The 15,410-nt window shown below is 72.3% G+C and carries 13 protein-coding genes; 6 read left to right on the top strand and 7 right to left on the bottom strand.

What is annotated here, in order from left to right:
* The first annotated feature begins 50 nt into the window (after window positions 1-50).
* Complete coding sequence (locus ACRAS8_RS21265; RefSeq protein ID WP_018538551.1) at window positions 51-653, top strand: TetR family transcriptional regulator; 603 nt, start codon at window positions 51-53, stop codon at window positions 651-653.
* Window positions 654-1,317: 664 nt separating this feature from the next.
* Here the strand turns inward: ACRAS8_RS21265 and ACRAS8_RS21260 are convergent.
* Complete coding sequence (locus tag ACRAS8_RS21260) at window positions 1,318-2,151, bottom strand: trans-aconitate 2-methyltransferase (protein WP_438487580.1); 834 nt, start codon at window positions 2,149-2,151, stop codon at window positions 1,318-1,320.
* 201 nt (window positions 2,152-2,352) lie between these two features.
* Between ACRAS8_RS21260 and ACRAS8_RS21255 the strand changes: the two genes are divergently transcribed.
* The 3 genes from ACRAS8_RS21255 to ACRAS8_RS21245 all read left to right on the top strand — a co-directional run bounded on the left by ACRAS8_RS21255 (window position 2,353) and on the right by ACRAS8_RS21245 (window position 5,923).
* Window positions 2,353-2,850, top strand: a complete 498-nt coding sequence (locus ACRAS8_RS21255; RefSeq protein ID WP_438487579.1) for a MarR family winged helix-turn-helix transcriptional regulator — start codon at window positions 2,353-2,355, stop codon at window positions 2,848-2,850.
* A gap of 66 nt (window positions 2,851-2,916) precedes the next feature.
* Complete coding sequence (locus ACRAS8_RS21250; protein WP_438487578.1) at window positions 2,917-3,729, top strand: SDR family NAD(P)-dependent oxidoreductase; 813 nt, start codon at window positions 2,917-2,919, stop codon at window positions 3,727-3,729.
* A 178-nt stretch (window positions 3,730-3,907) separates the two neighbouring features.
* A complete protein-coding gene (locus tag ACRAS8_RS21245) occupies window positions 3,908-5,923 on the top strand; it encodes a beta-galactosidase (RefSeq protein ID WP_438487577.1) in 2,016 nt (671 codons plus the stop codon).
* A gap of 31 nt (window positions 5,924-5,954) precedes the next feature.
* Here ACRAS8_RS21245 and ACRAS8_RS21240 read toward each other — a convergent pair whose 3' ends face one another.
* The 4 genes from ACRAS8_RS21240 to galT form a co-directional block, all read right to left on the bottom strand.
* A complete protein-coding gene (locus ACRAS8_RS21240; RefSeq protein ID WP_438487576.1) occupies window positions 5,955-6,737 on the bottom strand; it encodes a LuxR C-terminal-related transcriptional regulator in 783 nt (260 codons plus the stop codon).
* A gap of 236 nt (window positions 6,738-6,973) precedes the next feature.
* On the bottom strand, window positions 6,974-8,152 hold the full coding sequence (gene galK, locus ACRAS8_RS21235; protein WP_438487575.1) for a galactokinase: 1,179 nt from the start codon (window positions 8,150-8,152) through the stop codon (window positions 6,974-6,976).
* A 94-nt stretch (window positions 8,153-8,246) separates the two neighbouring features.
* On the bottom strand, window positions 8,247-9,203 hold the full coding sequence (gene galE, locus ACRAS8_RS21230; RefSeq protein ID WP_438487574.1) for a UDP-glucose 4-epimerase GalE: 957 nt from the start codon (window positions 9,201-9,203) through the stop codon (window positions 8,247-8,249).
* Window positions 9,200-10,261, bottom strand: coding sequence for a galactose-1-phosphate uridylyltransferase (galT, locus tag ACRAS8_RS21225; protein ID WP_438487573.1), 1,062 nt, complete (start codon window positions 10,259-10,261; stop codon window positions 9,200-9,202). Before galT ends, galE begins: the two co-directional genes overlap by 4 nt.
* Window positions 10,262-10,563: 302 nt before the next feature.
* Here galT and ACRAS8_RS21220 point away from each other — a divergent pair, with 302 nt between their 5' ends.
* A complete protein-coding gene (locus ACRAS8_RS21220) occupies window positions 10,564-12,264 on the top strand; it encodes a sodium:solute symporter family protein (RefSeq protein WP_438487572.1) in 1,701 nt (566 codons plus the stop codon).
* Between the two features lie 16 nt (window positions 12,265-12,280).
* A complete protein-coding gene (locus ACRAS8_RS21215; protein ID WP_438487571.1) occupies window positions 12,281-12,643 on the top strand; it encodes a hypothetical protein in 363 nt (120 codons plus the stop codon).
* 16 nt (window positions 12,644-12,659) lie between these two features.
* On the opposite strand, the gene ACRAS8_RS21210 is transcribed toward ACRAS8_RS21215, so the two are convergent.
* On the bottom strand, window positions 12,660-13,328 hold the full coding sequence (locus ACRAS8_RS21210; protein WP_438487570.1) for a response regulator transcription factor: 669 nt from the start codon (window positions 13,326-13,328) through the stop codon (window positions 12,660-12,662).
* Window positions 13,329-13,505: 177 nt separating this feature from the next.
* Entirely contained in the window at window positions 13,506-15,308 is a 1,803-nt protein-coding gene (locus ACRAS8_RS21205; RefSeq protein ID WP_438487569.1) for an ABC-F family ATP-binding cassette domain-containing protein, read from the bottom strand.
* Window positions 15,309-15,410: the final 102 nt, after the last annotated feature.

Genomic DNA, 15,410 nt, shown 5'->3' with positions numbered 1-15,410 from the left:
CTGCCGCGGGGTCCGCTTCCTCGGGGGGCCGGCGGGCCCGCCGGGTGCGGATGACCGGCGCGGAGCGCCGTGAGCAGTTGCTGGACATCGGCCGCACGCTCTTCGCCGAGCGGGGGTACGAGGGCACGTCGGTGGAGGAGATCGCGGCGAAGGCCGGGGTCTCCAAGCCGGTGGTCTACGAGCACTTCGGCGGCAAGGAGGGGCTGTACGCGGTGGTCGTGGACCGCGAGATGCGGCAGCTGCTGGACATGGTGACCGGCGCGCTGACCGCCGGGCATCCGCGGGAGCTCCTGGAGCAGGCGGCGTTCGCGTTGCTGGACTACATCGAGACGTTCACGGACGGTTTCCGGATTCTGGTCCGGGACTCCCCCGTCGCCCAGTCGACGGGCACCTTCGCCTCGCTGATCAGCGATATCGCCACGCAGGTCGAGGACATCCTCGGGCTGGAGTTCAAGGCGCGCGGCTTCGACCCGAAGCTGGCACCGCTGTACGCCCAGGCGCTGGTCGGCATGGTGGCGCTGACGGGCCAGTGGTGGGTCGACACCCGTAAGCCGAAGAAGGCGGAGGTGGCGGCGCATCTGGTGAATCTCGCGTGGCATGGCCTGGGCAACCTGGAGCCGAAGCCGAGGCTGATAGGGCACCGCAAGAGCTGAGGCTGTTTTTGTGGGGCGCCCCACGGTGTTTTGCGGGCGTCCCACGTTTGTTTGTGGTCGTCCCACGTTGTCGGCTTTCGCGCCGTGCTGGCTGAGGTGGCCTCGCCTACGGCCTGTGGGTGGGGGTCGGAGGGGATGTCCCGGAACCCGTCCTCGGTGCGGGCGCATCTGGTCCGTAGATGACGAATACCCCGGCGTTCGCTCCAGATCCTGCGGGCGGGCTCCGGGACATCCCCTCCGACCCGGCCGGTGCGCGGCTTTCCCGCCGTCTCGGTGACGGTCGGGCGGCGGACGTAGGGCGTCCCCCCGAGCGGGGCGAACAGTGGGGCGAGCGGGGTGAACGGTGGGGCGAGCGGGGTGAACGGTGGGGCGAGCGGGGTGAACGGTGGGGCGCCCCGTGTGATGTGAGCTTGGGGCGTGAGGGTGACCGATCGCAGCAGCGATGCCCGCCCGCGCATCCAGTCGACTACAATAAGTAACGGAGTGGGGAACTCCTCACGTACGGTGATTCGTTGCCGGATCAAGGAGGAGGAGGCGGCGCACCCGGTCGCGAGGCGGCGGCGCACCGGCCGCGCCGGCCTCGAACCAGCAGCCTTCTCCTGCCTCCCCAGGCCGGCGGCGAGCTGGATGTGGTCGAGGCCGGTGCTCTTCGCAGAGCGCCCGGTCAGGCGGCGGGGCCGCCGGTGGGTTTCCGGGCTACGGCGAAGATGCGGCGGAACGGGAAGACCGTGCCGTGGCGGCCGGCCGGGTAGGCGCGGCGGAGGGCGTCGCGGTATTCGGCGAGGAAGGCGTCGCGGGCCTCAGGGTCGTCTTCGAGGGCGGTGAGGACGGGGCGCAGGGCCGTGCCCTTGACCCAGTCGAGGACGGGGTCGTCGCCCTGGAGCAGTTGCACGTAGGTGGTCTCCCATGCGTCGGTGGTGCAGCCGAGGTCGGTGAGGCGGGTCAGGTAGTCGGCGGGTTCGAGGATGTGGACGAAGCGGCGGCCGCGGTCGTCGAGGCGGGCGCGCCAGTGGGGGGAGTCGCACAGTTCGCCGAGGAGGGCGTGGCTGGGCGAGGTGAAGTTGCCGGGGACCTGGAAGGCGAGGACGCCGCCGGGGGTGAGGGCGTCGATCCAGCGGGCGAAGGAGTCGGGGTGGTTGGGGACCCATTGCAGGGCCGCGTTGGAGACGATCAGGTCGAAGGGCTCTTCGGGGGTCCAGGTGGCGGCGTCGGCGGGGGCGAAGTCGAGGTGGCCGCCGCCGGGGGTGGGGCCGGCGTAGGACTCGGCCTCCTTGAGCATCTCGGGGGAGTTGTCGAAGCCGGTGATGTGGGCGTCCGGCCAGCGGTCGGTGAGCTGGACGGTGACGTTGCCGGGTCCGCAGCCGAGGTCGGCGATGCGGGCGGGGCGGCCCGGGCGGGGGAGTTGCGGTATCCGGGCGAGGAGGTCGTGGAAGGGGCGGGTGCGGTGGGCCGAGTGGTGGAGGTACTGCTGCGGGTCCCAGGTCGGTGCGTCGTGCATGTTCGATAACCCCTTTGCTGGTGCAGGGTCGACACGTTCAGTAGAGGGTCGCGCCGGACTCCGCTCGGTCGAGTTCTGGCCAACTCGGACGGATTCCGGGCTCGCGGCCACGATGCCCAGTAGTCCAGGGAAATATATCTCGACGTCGAGATGCTTGTCATCAAGAGACTTTATGTCGACAGACCCTTTACACTGATCGCCATGGAGGACGAGGTCGATCGACTGGTCGCAGCATGGCGCCGCGAGCGCCCGGACCTCGACGTGGAGCCGCTTGAGGTCCTCAGCCGCGTCTCCCGGCTGGCCAGGCACCTCGACCGGGCCCGCCGTCTCGCGTTCGCCGAGGTGGGCCTGGAGCCCTGGGAATTCGACGTACTGACCGCGCTGCGGCGCGCCGGCGCGCCCTACCAGCTCTCCCCCGGCGCACTGCTCACCCAGACCCTGGTCACCTCCGGCACGATGACCAACCGCATCGACCGGCTCGCCAAGAAGGAGTTGGTGGAGCGGCTGCCGGACCCCAGCGACCGGCGCGGGGTGCTGGTCCGGCTGACCACCAAGGGCCGTGACAAGGCCGACGAGTCGCTGGCCGGGCTACTGGCGCAGGAACGGGCCATCCTGGCGGAGCTGTCGCGGCAGCAGCGCCACGAATTGGCCGGTCTGCTCCGTCGATTGACCGGACCGTTTGACAACGTGCCGGGTTAGGGCCACAGTTCAGCGCCGTTTTGGGTGCTCTTGCCGGAGTGCCCCGCAGTGGGCTTGGATCACTGCATGAGCCAGGAGGGGACGGACTCGGCGCCCGGAGGTCCGTACTACGGCGGCGGCCGGCGACGGCGGCGGTTCGCGGGGCGGACGGTGCTGGTGACCGGCGCGGCCGGGGGCATCGGCGCGGCCACCGCGGACCGGCTGGCGGCCGAGGGGGCCGCGGTGCTGCTGCTGGACGTCGACGACGACCGCGGGGAGCGCACCGCGCGGCGCATCCGGGCGGCCGGCGGGCGGGCCTCGTACGAGCACTGCGACGTGGCCGGTGAGGACGACTGGCGGCGGGCCGTGGCGGCCGCGCACGGCCGGTACGGGCCGGTGGACGGGCTGGTCAGCAACGCCTATCTGCCGCATGTGGCACCGGCCGACCAGACGTCGCCGGCGGAGTGGGACCGGCAGCTGGCGGTGAATCTGACCGGCGCGTTCCTGGGCGTGAAGGCGGCCCTGCCGGATCTGCGGACGCGCGGGGGCGCGGTGGTGCTGACGTCGTCGGTGCACGCGCTGGTGGGGCTGCCGGGACGGCCGGCGTATGCCGCGTCGAAGGCCGGACTGACCGGGCTGGGGCGGCAGTTGGCGGTGGAGTACGGGCCGCAGGTGCGGGTGAACTGCGTACTGCCGGGGCCGGTGCTGACCGCCGCGTGGGACGGCGTCGACGAGGAGCGGCGGCGGGCCAGCGCGGCCGAGACCGCGGCGCGGCGGCTGGGGCGGCCCGAGGAGGTGGCGGCCGCCATCGCGTTCCTGCTGTCGGGCGAGGCGTCGTATGTGACGGGGGCGAGCCTGGTGGTGGACGGCGGGTGGAGTGTGTACAAGAACTCCTCGTGAGTGTGTACAAGAACTCCTTGTGAGCGTGTACTAGAACTCCTCGTGAGGCAGACGTGTGGGGGGCGGCGCTCCGGGAGCGGTAGCAGGCGGGGGCGGTGCCCGTGAGGTGGCGCCGCGGTGTGCCCCGGGGGCGCGCGGTGCCGGAATCCGGTGTGCGAGCCAGGAGCCAGGGGGTCCGATGGGCATCCGATTCGGCGGCGACTACAACCCCGAGCAGTGGCCGGAGGAGGTGTGGGCCGAGGATCTGGAGCTGATGCGGGCGGCCCGCGTCACCATGGTCACGGCGGGGATCTTCTCCTGGGCGAAGGTCGAACCCCGGCCGGGGGAATGGGACTTCGGGTGGTTCGACCGGGTGCTGGACGGGCTGGCGGGCGCGGGGATCGAGGTGTGTCTGGCGACGATGACCGCGTCGCCGCCGCCGTGGCTGACCCACGCGCACCCGGAGGTCCTGCCGGAGGGGCCGGACGGGCGGCGGCGCTGGCCGGGGGCGCGGCAGCACTTCTGCCCGTCCAGTCCGGTGTTCCGGGCGTACGCGGTGCGGCTGGTGGAGCGCCTGGCGGCCCGCTACGCGGACCATCCTGCGCTGGCCATGTGGCATGTGGGCAACGAGTTCGGGTGCCACACCCGGCAGTGCTTCTGCGAGGTGTCGGCGGAGGACTTCCGGCGGTGGCTGCGGGAGCGCTACGGGAGCGTGGCGGCGCTCAACGACGCCTGGTCGACGTCGTTCTGGTCGCAGGCGTACGGGGACTTCGCTGAGGTGCTGCCGCCGCGGACCGCGCCGACGTTCGCCAATCCGGCGCAGCAGCTGGACTTCTGGCGGTTCGGTGACCAGGCGCTGCGGGAGTGCTATCTGGCCGAGCGGGCGGTGCTGGAGCGGCTGACGCCGGGGGTGCCGGTGACGACGAATCTGATGCCGCAGCACAAGCCGGTGGACGCGTTCGGCTGGGCGCCGTCGATGGACGTGATGGCGCTGGACTTCTACCAGGATCCGCAGGTGGCGGACGACCACGTCCGGGCGGGCTATGTCTTCGACCTGATGCGGTCGGCGCGGGGCGGGCAGCCGTGGCTGCTGCTGGAGCAGGCGGCAGGGGCGGTCAACTGGCGGCCGCGCAACGGTCCCAAGCCGCCGGGGGCGATGCGGTTGTGGAGCTGGCAGGCGGTGGCGCAGGGCGCGGACGCGGTGTTGTTCTTCCAGTGGCGGCAGTCGCCGGGCGGGGCGGAGAAGTTCCACTCGGCGATGGTGCCGCACGGCGGGACGGACACCCGGATCTTCCGTGAAGTGTGCGAGCTGGGGCGGGAGTTGGCGGCGGTGCCGGGGATCGAGGGGGCCCGGTCGCGGGCGTCGGTGGCGCTGCTGGCGGACTGGCAGAGCTGGTGGGCGCTGGAGCTGGACTCCCGGCCGTCCGCGGCGCTGGACCACTCGCGTAGCGCGCTGGAGCACTACCGGCCGCTGTTCGAGGCGGGCGTGGCGTGCGACGTGGTGCCGCCGGGGCGGGAGTTGTCGGGGTACCGGATGGTGGTGGTGCCGAACCTGTATCTGCTGACGGCCGGGGACGCGGCGCGGCTGGCGGCGTACGTCCGGGACGGCGGGCATCTGGTGGTGTCGTTCTTCTCGGGGATCGTCGACGCGTACGACCGGGTGCATCCGGGGGGTTATCCGGGGCCGCTGCGGGAGCTGCTGGGGCTGCGGGTGGCGGAGTTCTGGCCGCTGGCGGAGGACGCGTCGGTGGCGGTGGGGGGCGGTCCGTACGCGGGGCGGGCGGATCTGTGGTCGGAGGAGATCGTGCCGGCCGGTGCGGAGGTGGTGGCGCGGTTTCTGGACGGGGAGCTGGCGGGGCGGCCCGCGGTGACCCGGCACGGTTACGGGCGGGGCGTGGCCTGGTACGTGGGGACGCGGCTCGAACCGGCGCTGCTGCGGGCGCTGTTGGACGACGTGCGGGCGGCGGCGGGGGTGGCGCCGGTGCTGCCGGGGCTGCCGGCGGGGGTGCAGGCGGCGGTGCGGGAGGGCGCCGGGGGCCGGTATCTGTTCCTGCTGAACCACGGGAGCCGGGCGGTGGAGGTGGCGCTGCCGGAGCCGATGGCGGACGCGCTGGTGCCCCGGGCGGCGGCGGTGACGCGGGTGGGGCTGGCCGCCCGGGGTGTGGCCGTGCTGACCGGTCCGGGACCGGAGGGCGGTGGGGGCGCCGCGGGGTGAGTCGTCCGGGCCGTTCAAGGCGGGTGCGGGGTCAGGGCACGGTGAGGGGGCCCGCCGCGGCCGGTTCGAGTTCGGCGGGGCCGACGCCGGCCCGGCGGGCCAGGGCGACCGCGGCGAGGGTGGAGTGCACGCCGAGCTTGCCCAGGACGTTCTGCATGTGGGTGCGGACGGTGTGCGGGGAGAGGAAGAGGCGTTCGGCGACGGCCTTGCGGCCCAGGCCGGCGACCATGCAGCGCAGTACCTCGCGTTCGCGCGGGGTCAGGGACTCCACCAGCCGTTCGCTCTCGGTGCGGTGCCTGCGGGCCGCGGTCAGTTCCCGCAGCACGCCGGTGAGCAGGGCGGGCGGCAGGTGTGTCTCGTCGCGCAGCACGCCGCGGATGACGGCGAGGAGCCGGGAGAGCGAGGAGTCCTTGGCGACCCAGCCGGAGGCGCCGGCCTGGAGGGCGGCGGCGGCCCGGCGCGGGTCGTCGCGGTCGGCGAGGACCACGGTCCGCAGGTACGGGTGGCTGGTGCGCAGGCCGGAGACGAGTGCGATGCCGTCCGGTGGGCCGCCGCGCGGCGGGCTCTCGCGGGCGGTGCCGTCGCGGGCGGAGCCCTGGGGCGGCACCGCGAGCAGTGGTGCGGCCAGGTCGGCGTCGGCGAGCAGGACATCGAAGCGGCGGCCGTCGGCGGCGGCCCGGTCGAGTGTGCGCAGCGCCGCCGGGGCGCTGCCCGCCGCCGCGACGTCCACGTCCACCTCCGCGGCCAGTGCGGCCGCCAGGGATTCGGCGAAGATGCGGTGGTCGTCGACCACCAGAACCCGGATTCGTTGCACAGAGACCCCCTGTCTCGGTGAACGGACCATAGCGGGCACGGCGCCCGGATTGAAGATCGCCTCCGCCGCGCGGCCGCCGCCGCGGACCTGGCCACCCGCCCCCGGGGCGCGGCACCGGCACGGTCTCGCCCCCTGATCGGCGCCGGCCCCCACCGGCGCTGGTGACAGCGTACGGACGGGGGGCGGGAGGGGAGGGCGGTTGACGAAAGTGGCGGAGCGGGGTCCGCGGGCACGCCCTACATGTCCAGGCGGTGGGCGCCGGGGCCGGGGACGGCGGGGAAGATCCGCGGGGCGGTGTGGCCGGCGGCGGCGAACGCGGTGTGCAGGGCGTCGGTGACGTCCGGTGCGGCGGCCTCCTCGACGAGGACGAGGGCGGAGCCGCCGAAACCGCCGCCGGTCATCCGGGCGCCGAGGGCCCCGGCGGCGCGGGCGGTGTCGACGGCGAGGTCGAGTTCGGGGCAGGAGATCCTGAAGTCGTCGCGGAGGGAGGCGTGTCCGGCGGTGAGCAGGGGGCCGATGGCGCGGGGGCGGCCGGCTTCGAGGTGGGCGACGACCTGTTCCACGCGGTGGTTCTCGGTGACGATGTGGCGGACCAGGGCCTGGACGACGGGGTCGTCGGCGAGTTCTTCCAGGGCCGCGGACAGATGCACGTACGGAATGTCGCGCAGCGCGTGCACGCCGAGCGCCCGCGCGCCGCGTTCGCATCCGGCGCGCCGTTCGGCGTATGCGCCGTCGCCGAGGCGGTGCCGGACGCGGGTGTCGACGACGAGGAGGCGCAGGCCGGCCGCGGCCGGATCGAACGGGACCTGGCGGCGGGTGAGGTCGCGGGTGTCGAGGAAGAGGGCGTGGCCGGCGGTGCAGCAGGCGGCGGCGGTCTGGTCCATGATTCCGCAGGGCACGCCGACGAAGGCGTTCTCGGCGCGCTGGGCGAGCCGGGCCAGTTCGTCGCGGGGCAGGCCGAGGCCGTGCAGGTCGTCGAGGGCGAGGGCGGTGGCGACCTCCAGGGCGGCGGAGGAGGAGAGGCCGGCGCCGAGCGGGACGGTGCTGGTGTAGTGCAGGTCGGCGCCGCCGACGGGCAGGCCGGCTTCCCGCATCGCCCAGGCCACGCCCGCGGGGTAGGCGGCCCAGTCGCCGCCGGCGGTGGCCGGCGGGCGGAGGTCGTCGAGGCGCAGTTCGACGATGCCGCCGTCGGCGCCGGCGGAGTGCAGCCGCAGCACCCCGTCGGTGCGGGGGGCTGCGGCGGCGAGGGTGGTGTGCGGGAGGGCCAGTGGCATCACGAAGCCGTCGTTGTAGTCGGTGTGTTCACCGATGAGGTTGACGCGGCCCGGGGCGGCCCAGATTCCGGTGGGCCGCGTCCCGTACACGGCCTGGAAGGCCGTCGCGGTGTGGGCTGCGCCGTGCGCCGTGTCTGTCACGTGGGTTGTTCCTTCGTGCGGTGGGTTCGCTCGGGGCTCCGCCCCGGACCCCGGTCCTCAAGCGCCGGACGGGCTGGATTTTGCCGGGCTGGATTTATTTGCCGGTGTTCGCGAACTTCCAGGCGTCGGTGAGGATTTCGGTGAGGTCGGGGCGGGTGGGGTGCCAGCCGAGGCGGGTGGTGGCGGTGTGGGCGGAGGCGACGAGGACGGCGGGGTCGCCGGGCCGGCGCGGGGCGGCGATCTCGGGGATGGGGTGGCCGGTGACCTTGCGGGCGGTCTCGATGACCTCGCGGACGGAGAAGCCGTTGCCGTTGCCGAGGTTGCAGATGAGGTGTTCGCCGGGGGTGGCCGCCCTCAGGGCCAGCAGGTGGGCCTCGGCGAGGTCGGCGACGTGGATGTAGTCGCGGACGCAGGTGCCGTCGGGGGTGGGGTAGTCGTCGCCGTAGACGGAGATGGCCTCGCGGCGGCCCTGGGCGACCTGGAGGACGAGCGGGATCAGGTGCGATTCGGGGTCGTGGCGTTCGCCGTACGTGCCGTGGGCGCCGGCGACGTTGAAGTAGCGCAGGGAGACCGCGGCCAGGCCGTGGGCGGCCGCCTCGCCGCTGATCATGTGGTCGACGGCGAGCTTACCGGCGCCGTAGGGGGAGGTGGGGGCGGTCGGGTCGGTCTCGGTGATGTGGGTGCCGACCGGCTCGCCATAGGTGGCGGCGGTGGAGGAGAAGACGAGGGTGCGCACGCCGGCGGTGCGCATCGCGGCGAGCAGCGCCATGCTGCCGCCGACGTTGTTGTGCCAGTACTTCTCGGGCTTGACGACGGACTCGCCGACCTGGGAGTACGCGGCGAAGTGGAGGACGGCGTCGTAGGAGCGGTCCACCCAGCGGTGGGCGTCGTGGATGTCGCCCTCGATGAAGCCGGCGCCGGCCGGGACGGCGGCGCGGAAGCCGGTGGAGAGGTTGTCCAGGACCGTGACGGTGTGTCCGGCCTCCAGCAGGTGCTGGGCCACCACGCTGCCCACGTAGCCCGCCCCGCCCGTCACCAGGTACTTGCTCATGGCTTGCTCGCTACCTCTCGCAGTCGGTCGGCCGCGGTCTCCGGCGGCACGTCGTTGATGAACACGTTCATGCCGGACTCGGAACCGGCGAGGAACTTCAGCTTGCCGGAAGTCCTGCGGACGGTGAAAAGCTCAAGGTGGAGCGCGAACTGGGAGCGTTCCGCGGCGTGTACGGGTGCCTGGTGCCAGGCGGAGATGTACGGCGTCGGGGGTGCCTCCGGTCCGAAGAGCCGGTCGAAGCGGCGCAGGAGTTCCAGGTAGATCTGCGGGAACTCGGTGCAGGCGGGGCCGTCGAGGGCGAGCAGGTCGGGGACCCGGCGCTTGGGGTAGAGGTGCACCTCGTAGGGCCAGTGGGCGGCGTAGGGGACGAAGGCGGTCCAGTGCTCGCCGTCGAGGACGACGCGGCGGCCGTCGGCGCGTTCGCGGGCGACGACGTCGTTGAAGAGGTTGCGGCCGGTCCGCTCGCGGTGGGCGGCGAGGGAGGCCAGCATCCGCTCGGTGCGCGGGGTGACGAAGGGGTAGGCGTAGATCTGGCCGTGTGGGTGGCCGAGGGTGACGCCGATCTCGGCGCCGCGGTTCTCGAAGCAGAAGACCTGGGCGACGCCGGGGAGTTGGGAGAGGGCGGCGGTGCGGTCGGTCCAGGCGTCGAGGACGAGGGCGGCCTGGTCGTCGGTGAGGTCGGCGAACGAGGCGTCGTGGTCGGGGGTGAAGCAGACCACCTCGCAGCGGCCGTGCGGGCCGGCCAGGGAGGGGAAGCGGTTCTCGAAGACGGCGACGTCGTAGTCGGCGGCGGGGATCTCGGTGTGCCGGCCGTCGCGGGAGGGGCACAGCGGGCACTCGTCGGCCGGCGGGTGGTAGGTGCGGCCCTGGCGGTGGGAGGCGATGGCGACGGTGTCGCCGAGGAGGGGGTCGGCGCGGAGTTCGGAGGCGGTGGCGACCGGGTCGAGGGGCCGGGGGTCGGGGGCGGTGCGGTCGGGGGCGGTGCGGCCGGTGGCGTCGGACGCGTCGTAGTAGATCAGCTCCCGGCCGTCCGCGAGCCGGGTCGTCGTCTTCTTCACCGGGGAGCTCCTCACCATGGCGGCCACGCCGGACGCACACACGACGGCCACGCCAGACGGCCACGCCGGACGAACACAAACAAACACAATGAAGCACAACCGAACAGAGTCGTCAACGCGCGCTCGCACACGACTCATTGACCCCACAGAGCGGGCATATCGGAAAAATGCCAGCACTTCAGACGGCCATCGCCCATGATCCAACAACTGAATCCAACAAAACTATTCAGTTTTCGGTCAGGCGTGCGTACGTTTCTGTGCGTTCGCTTCGCACACCGCCGTGCTCCCGAAAAGAGTCCTCCATGATCACTCTGGCCGAAGGGCTACGCCTCCCGACCAACGGGCTCGACTACGCGATCCTGGCCCTCTACTTCGTCGTCGTCCTCGGCATCGGCTTCGCCGCCAGACGCAGCGTGCGGACGAGCCTGGACTTCTTCCTCTCCGGACGGTCGCTGCCCGCCTGGGTCACCGGCCTCGCCTTCGTCGCCGCCAACCTCGGCGCCACCGAGATCCTCGGCATGGCGGCGACCGGCGCGCAGTACGGCGTCGCGGTCGTCCACTGGTACTGGATCGGCGCCATCCCGGCCATGGTCTTCCTCGGCCTGGTCATGATGCCCTTCTACTACCGCTCCAAGGTCCGCTCCGTACCGGAGTTCCTGCTCCAGCGCTTCGACAGGTCGGCCCACCTGCTCAGCTCGGTCCTGTTCGCCTTCGCCGCGATCCTGATCGCCGGGGTGAACCTCTACGCCCTGTCGATCGTCGTCGAGGCGCTGCTCGGCTGGCCGCAGTGGGTCGCCATCGTCGTCGCCGGGCTGTTCGTCCTCGCCTACATCACCATCGGCGGACTCTCCTCGGCGATCTACAACGAGGTGCTGCAGTTCTTCGTCATCCTCGCCGCGCTGATCCCGCTGGCCGTCCTCGGCCTCAAGCGGGTCGGCGGCTGGAGCGGACTGTCGCACGCGCTGACGGCGTCGCACGGCCACGACTTCCTGACGGCCTGGGGCGGCACCGGCATCGGCCAGGCCAACCCGCTGGGCGCCAACTGGCTGACCATCGTCCTCGGCCTGGGCTTCGTGCTCTCCTTCGGCTACTGGACCACCAACTTCGCCGAGGTGCAGCGCGCCCTGTCCGCGAAGAACCTCTCCGCCGCCCGGCGCACCCCGCTCATCGGCGCCTTCCCGAAGATGTTCATCGTCTTCCTGGTGATGATCCCGGGCCTGGTCGCCGCCGTCCTCGTCCCGAAGATCGGCGCCCCGGGCGGCCTGCAGTACAACGACGCGATCCCCTACCTGATGCAGGAGCTGCTGCCCAACGGCGTGCTGGGCATCGCCGTCACCGGACTGCTCGCCGCCTTCATGGCCGGCATGGCCGCCAACGTCTCGTCCTTCAACACCGTCTTCACCTACGACATCTGGGCCAAGTACGTGAAGCGGGGCCGGCCCGACGCCTACTACCTGCGCTTCGGCCGCCTGATCACCGCGATCGGCGTGCTCGCCTCGATCGGCACGGCGTTCATAGCCTCCTCGTTCTCCAACATCATGGGCTACCTCCAGACCCTGTTCTCCTTCTTCAACGTGCCGATGTTCGTGGTCTTCATCATCGGCATGTTCTGGAAGCGGGCCTCGATGAAATCCGGTGTCTGGGGGCTGCTGGCCGGCACCACCGCCGCGATGGTCAACTACTTCTGGATCTACAAGCAGCATGTGATCTCCATCCCGACCGATCAGGGCGCCAACTTCGTCTCGGCGATCGTCGGCTTCGTCGCGGGCGCGGTCGTCATGGTCGTCGTCACGCTCTTCACCGAGCCCAAGCCGCAGGCCGAACTCGCCGGTCTGGTCTGGGAGTCCGCCCGCTCCGGCCGGGCCACCGGCGGCGGGACGGCCGCGCCGGACCTCGCGGAGCCCGCCGCCGAGGGCGACGACGCCTGGTACCGCAAGCCCGCGCTGCTCGGCTGGGGCGCCGTCGCCCTCGCCGCACTGTGCTACCTGCCCTACTCGCTCTGACGACCGGAGACCCGCCATGCCCGAACGGCACCAGCCCGAACCGCCCCAGTCCAAACCACACCAGCCCGAACCACACCACTCCGAACTGCGCCAAGAAGTCAGCGAGTTGGAGCGCTCCTCGGCCACCGCCGCCCGGCTCTTCGACATCCGGCGCGTCATCGGCGGCCTGTTCGCCCTCTACGGCGTGATCGTCACCGTCGCCGGGCTCACCGCCTCCGACGCGGACCTGCACAAGGCACAGGGCGTCAACATCAACCTGTGGACGGGCCTGGGCATGCTCGCGCTCGGCCTGTTCTTCCTGGTCTGGCTGAAGCTGCGGCCCATCGTCCCGCCGGCCGCGCCGGACGCCCCTGCCCCATCGGACCCGGACCGGCCCTAAGACCGCTGGACACGTCCTAAGACCGCTGGACGCGTTCCAGCAGGCCGGTGCGGGCGGCCAGCGCGGCCGCCTCCAGCCGGGAGCCCACCTCCAGCTTCATCAGCACCCGCTGGACGTGGGTGCGGGCGGTGCTCGGGGCGATGTCCATGCCCGCCGCGATCACCCGGGTGTCCTCGCCCTCGGCGACCCGGATCAGCACCTCCACCTCGCGCGGGGTGAGCAGCGCAAGCAGCCGCGCCCCCTCGTCGTCGGGCTGGGCGGCGGGGTGCAGCAGCTCCCCGAACGCCTGCTGGAGCAGCTGCGGGGCGACCGCCGCCTCACCCGCCCGCGCCTTGAGCATGGCCCGTTCGACGCCCTCGATGCGCTCGTCGTTGCGGACGTAGCCGGAGGCCCCGGCGGCGAAGGCGGCGGCGATCCCGCGCGGGCTGGGCACCGGCCCGAGCACCACCACCGCGATCTGCGGCCGCTCCTTCTTGATCCGGGCGACCGGGTCGAACGCCCCCGGCTCGGCCGGGCCCGCCGTGCCCAGCAGACACACCTCCGGCGCCCGGCTCACCACCAGCTCCGCCGCCCCGGCACTGGGTGCGGCGGCCGCCAGCACGCGGTGCCCGCGCAGCTTCAGGGCCGAGGCGAGCGCCTCGGCGAGCAGGCGATGATCGTCGACGACCATGAGCCGCACGCCCATCGAGCGAACCCCCTCCACTCCCCTACCCCGCTGGGTGTCCCCGGGAAGCTACACGCTCGGCTGCCGATGCGCGCCCCCTAGGGAGGAGAAGACCACCGGAACGCGGGAATCCAGGCCATTCGGGGCCGATAGCCGCCCCCGCGCCCGGGCCCACGCCGCCCCCCCGGACCGGCGGCTCTACGCGTCCTCGGCCAGCTCCAGCCACCGCAGCTCCAACTCCTCGCGCTGCGAGCCCAGTTCCCGCAGTTCGGCGTCCAGCCCGGCGATCTTCTCGAAGTCGGTGGCGTGCTCGGCCATCTGCGCGTGCAGCGCAGACTCCTTCTCGCCGATCTTGTCCAGCTGGCGCTCGATCCGCTGGAGCTCCTTCTGTGCCGCGCGGTTCACCGCGGCCGGCTTCTTCGGGGCCGCGGCGGCCGGCTGGGCGGGCGCCGGCGCCGCCGCCTCGATCATCTTCTGCCGCCGCTCCAGGTACTCGTCCAGGCCGCGCGGCAGCATCCGCAGCGCCGCGTCGCCCAGCAGCGCGAACACCCGGTCCGTCGTCCGCTCGACGAAGTACCGGTCGTGGCTGATGACGATCATCGACCCCGGCCAGCCGTCGAGCAGATCCTCCAGCTGCGTCAGCGTCTCGATGTCGAGGTCGTTCGTCGGCTCGTCCAGGAACAGCACGTTCGGCTCGTCCATCAGCAGCCGCAGCAGCTGGAGCCGCCGCCGCTCACCACCCGACAGATCCCCGACCGGCGTCCACTGCTTCTCCTTCGTGAACCCGAACTTCTCGCACAGCTGCCCCGCCGTCATCTCCCGGCCCTTGCCGAGGTCGACCCGGTCGCGGACCTGCTGGACGGCTTCCAGCACCCGCAGCGCCGGGTTCAGCTCGGCGACCTCCTGCGAGAGGTACGCCAGCTTGACGGTCTTGCCGACCACGACCTTCCCCGCCGCCGGCTGCTGCTCACCCCCACTACGGGCGGCCGCCTCCAGCGTCCGCAGCAGCGAGGTCTTCCCCGCGCCGTTGACCCCCACCAGACCGATCCGGTCCCCCGGCCCCAGCTGCCACGTCAGGTGCTTGAGCAGTACCTTCGGCCCGGCCTGGACGGTCACCCCCTCCAGCTCGAAGACCGTCTTGCCCAGCCGAGTGGTGGCGAACTTCATCAACTCGCTGCTGTCCCGCGGCGGCGGCACATCCGCAATCAGTTCATTGGCCGCCTCGATCCGGAACCGCGGCTTGCTGGTCCGCGCCGGCGCCCCGCGCCGCAGCCACGCCAGCTCCTTGCGCATCAGGTTCTGCCGCTTGGCCTCCTCGGACGCGGCGATCCGCTCCCGCTCGGCCCGCGCGAAGACATAGTCCGAGTACCCGCCCTCGTATTCATGCACGACGCCGCGCTGGACGTCCCACATCCGGGTCGCGACCTGGTCCAGGAACCACCGGTCGTGGGTGACGACGACGAGCGCGGAGCGCCGGCCGGCCAGGTGCCTGGCCAGCCAGGAGATCCCCTCCACGTCCAGATGGTTGGTCGGCTCGTCCAGCACGATCAGGTCCTGCTCGGCGATCAGCAGCTTGGCCAGCGCGATCCGCCGCCGCTCACCACCCGACAGCGGCCCGATGACGGTGTCCAGGCCGTCGGTGAAACCGGGCAGATGCAGATCCCCGAAGAGCCCCGTGAGCACATCCCGGATCTTGGCGTTCCCCGCCCACTCGTGGTCGGCGAGATCACCGATCACCTCGTGCCGGATGGTCGCCGTCGGGTCCAGCGAATCGTGCTGGGTCAGCACGCCCAGCCGCAGGTCACCGGCGTGCGTGACCCGCCCGACGTCGGCCGACTCCAGCTTGGCCAGAATCCGGATCAGCGTGGTCTTGCCGTCGCCGTTACGACCCACGACCCCGATCCGGTCCCCCTCGTTGACACCGAGGGAGACACCGTCGAGCAGCGCACGCGTCCCGTACACCTTGTCGACGGCTTCCAGATTGACGAGGTTGGCGGCCATCTCACTCCTGCTCTGTGCGTCCCCAATGGGGGCTGGTCGGCCTCCAAGGGTAGTCGGCACGGGTCGGGAGCCTTCGGGGAGGACGGGGGCGGCTACCGGGGC

Source organism: Streptomyces sp. S186 (assembly GCF_051603415.1).
GTDB lineage: Bacteria > Actinomycetota > Actinomycetes > Streptomycetales > Streptomycetaceae > Streptomyces.
This window is presented reverse-complemented; position numbering and strand designations above follow the sequence as displayed.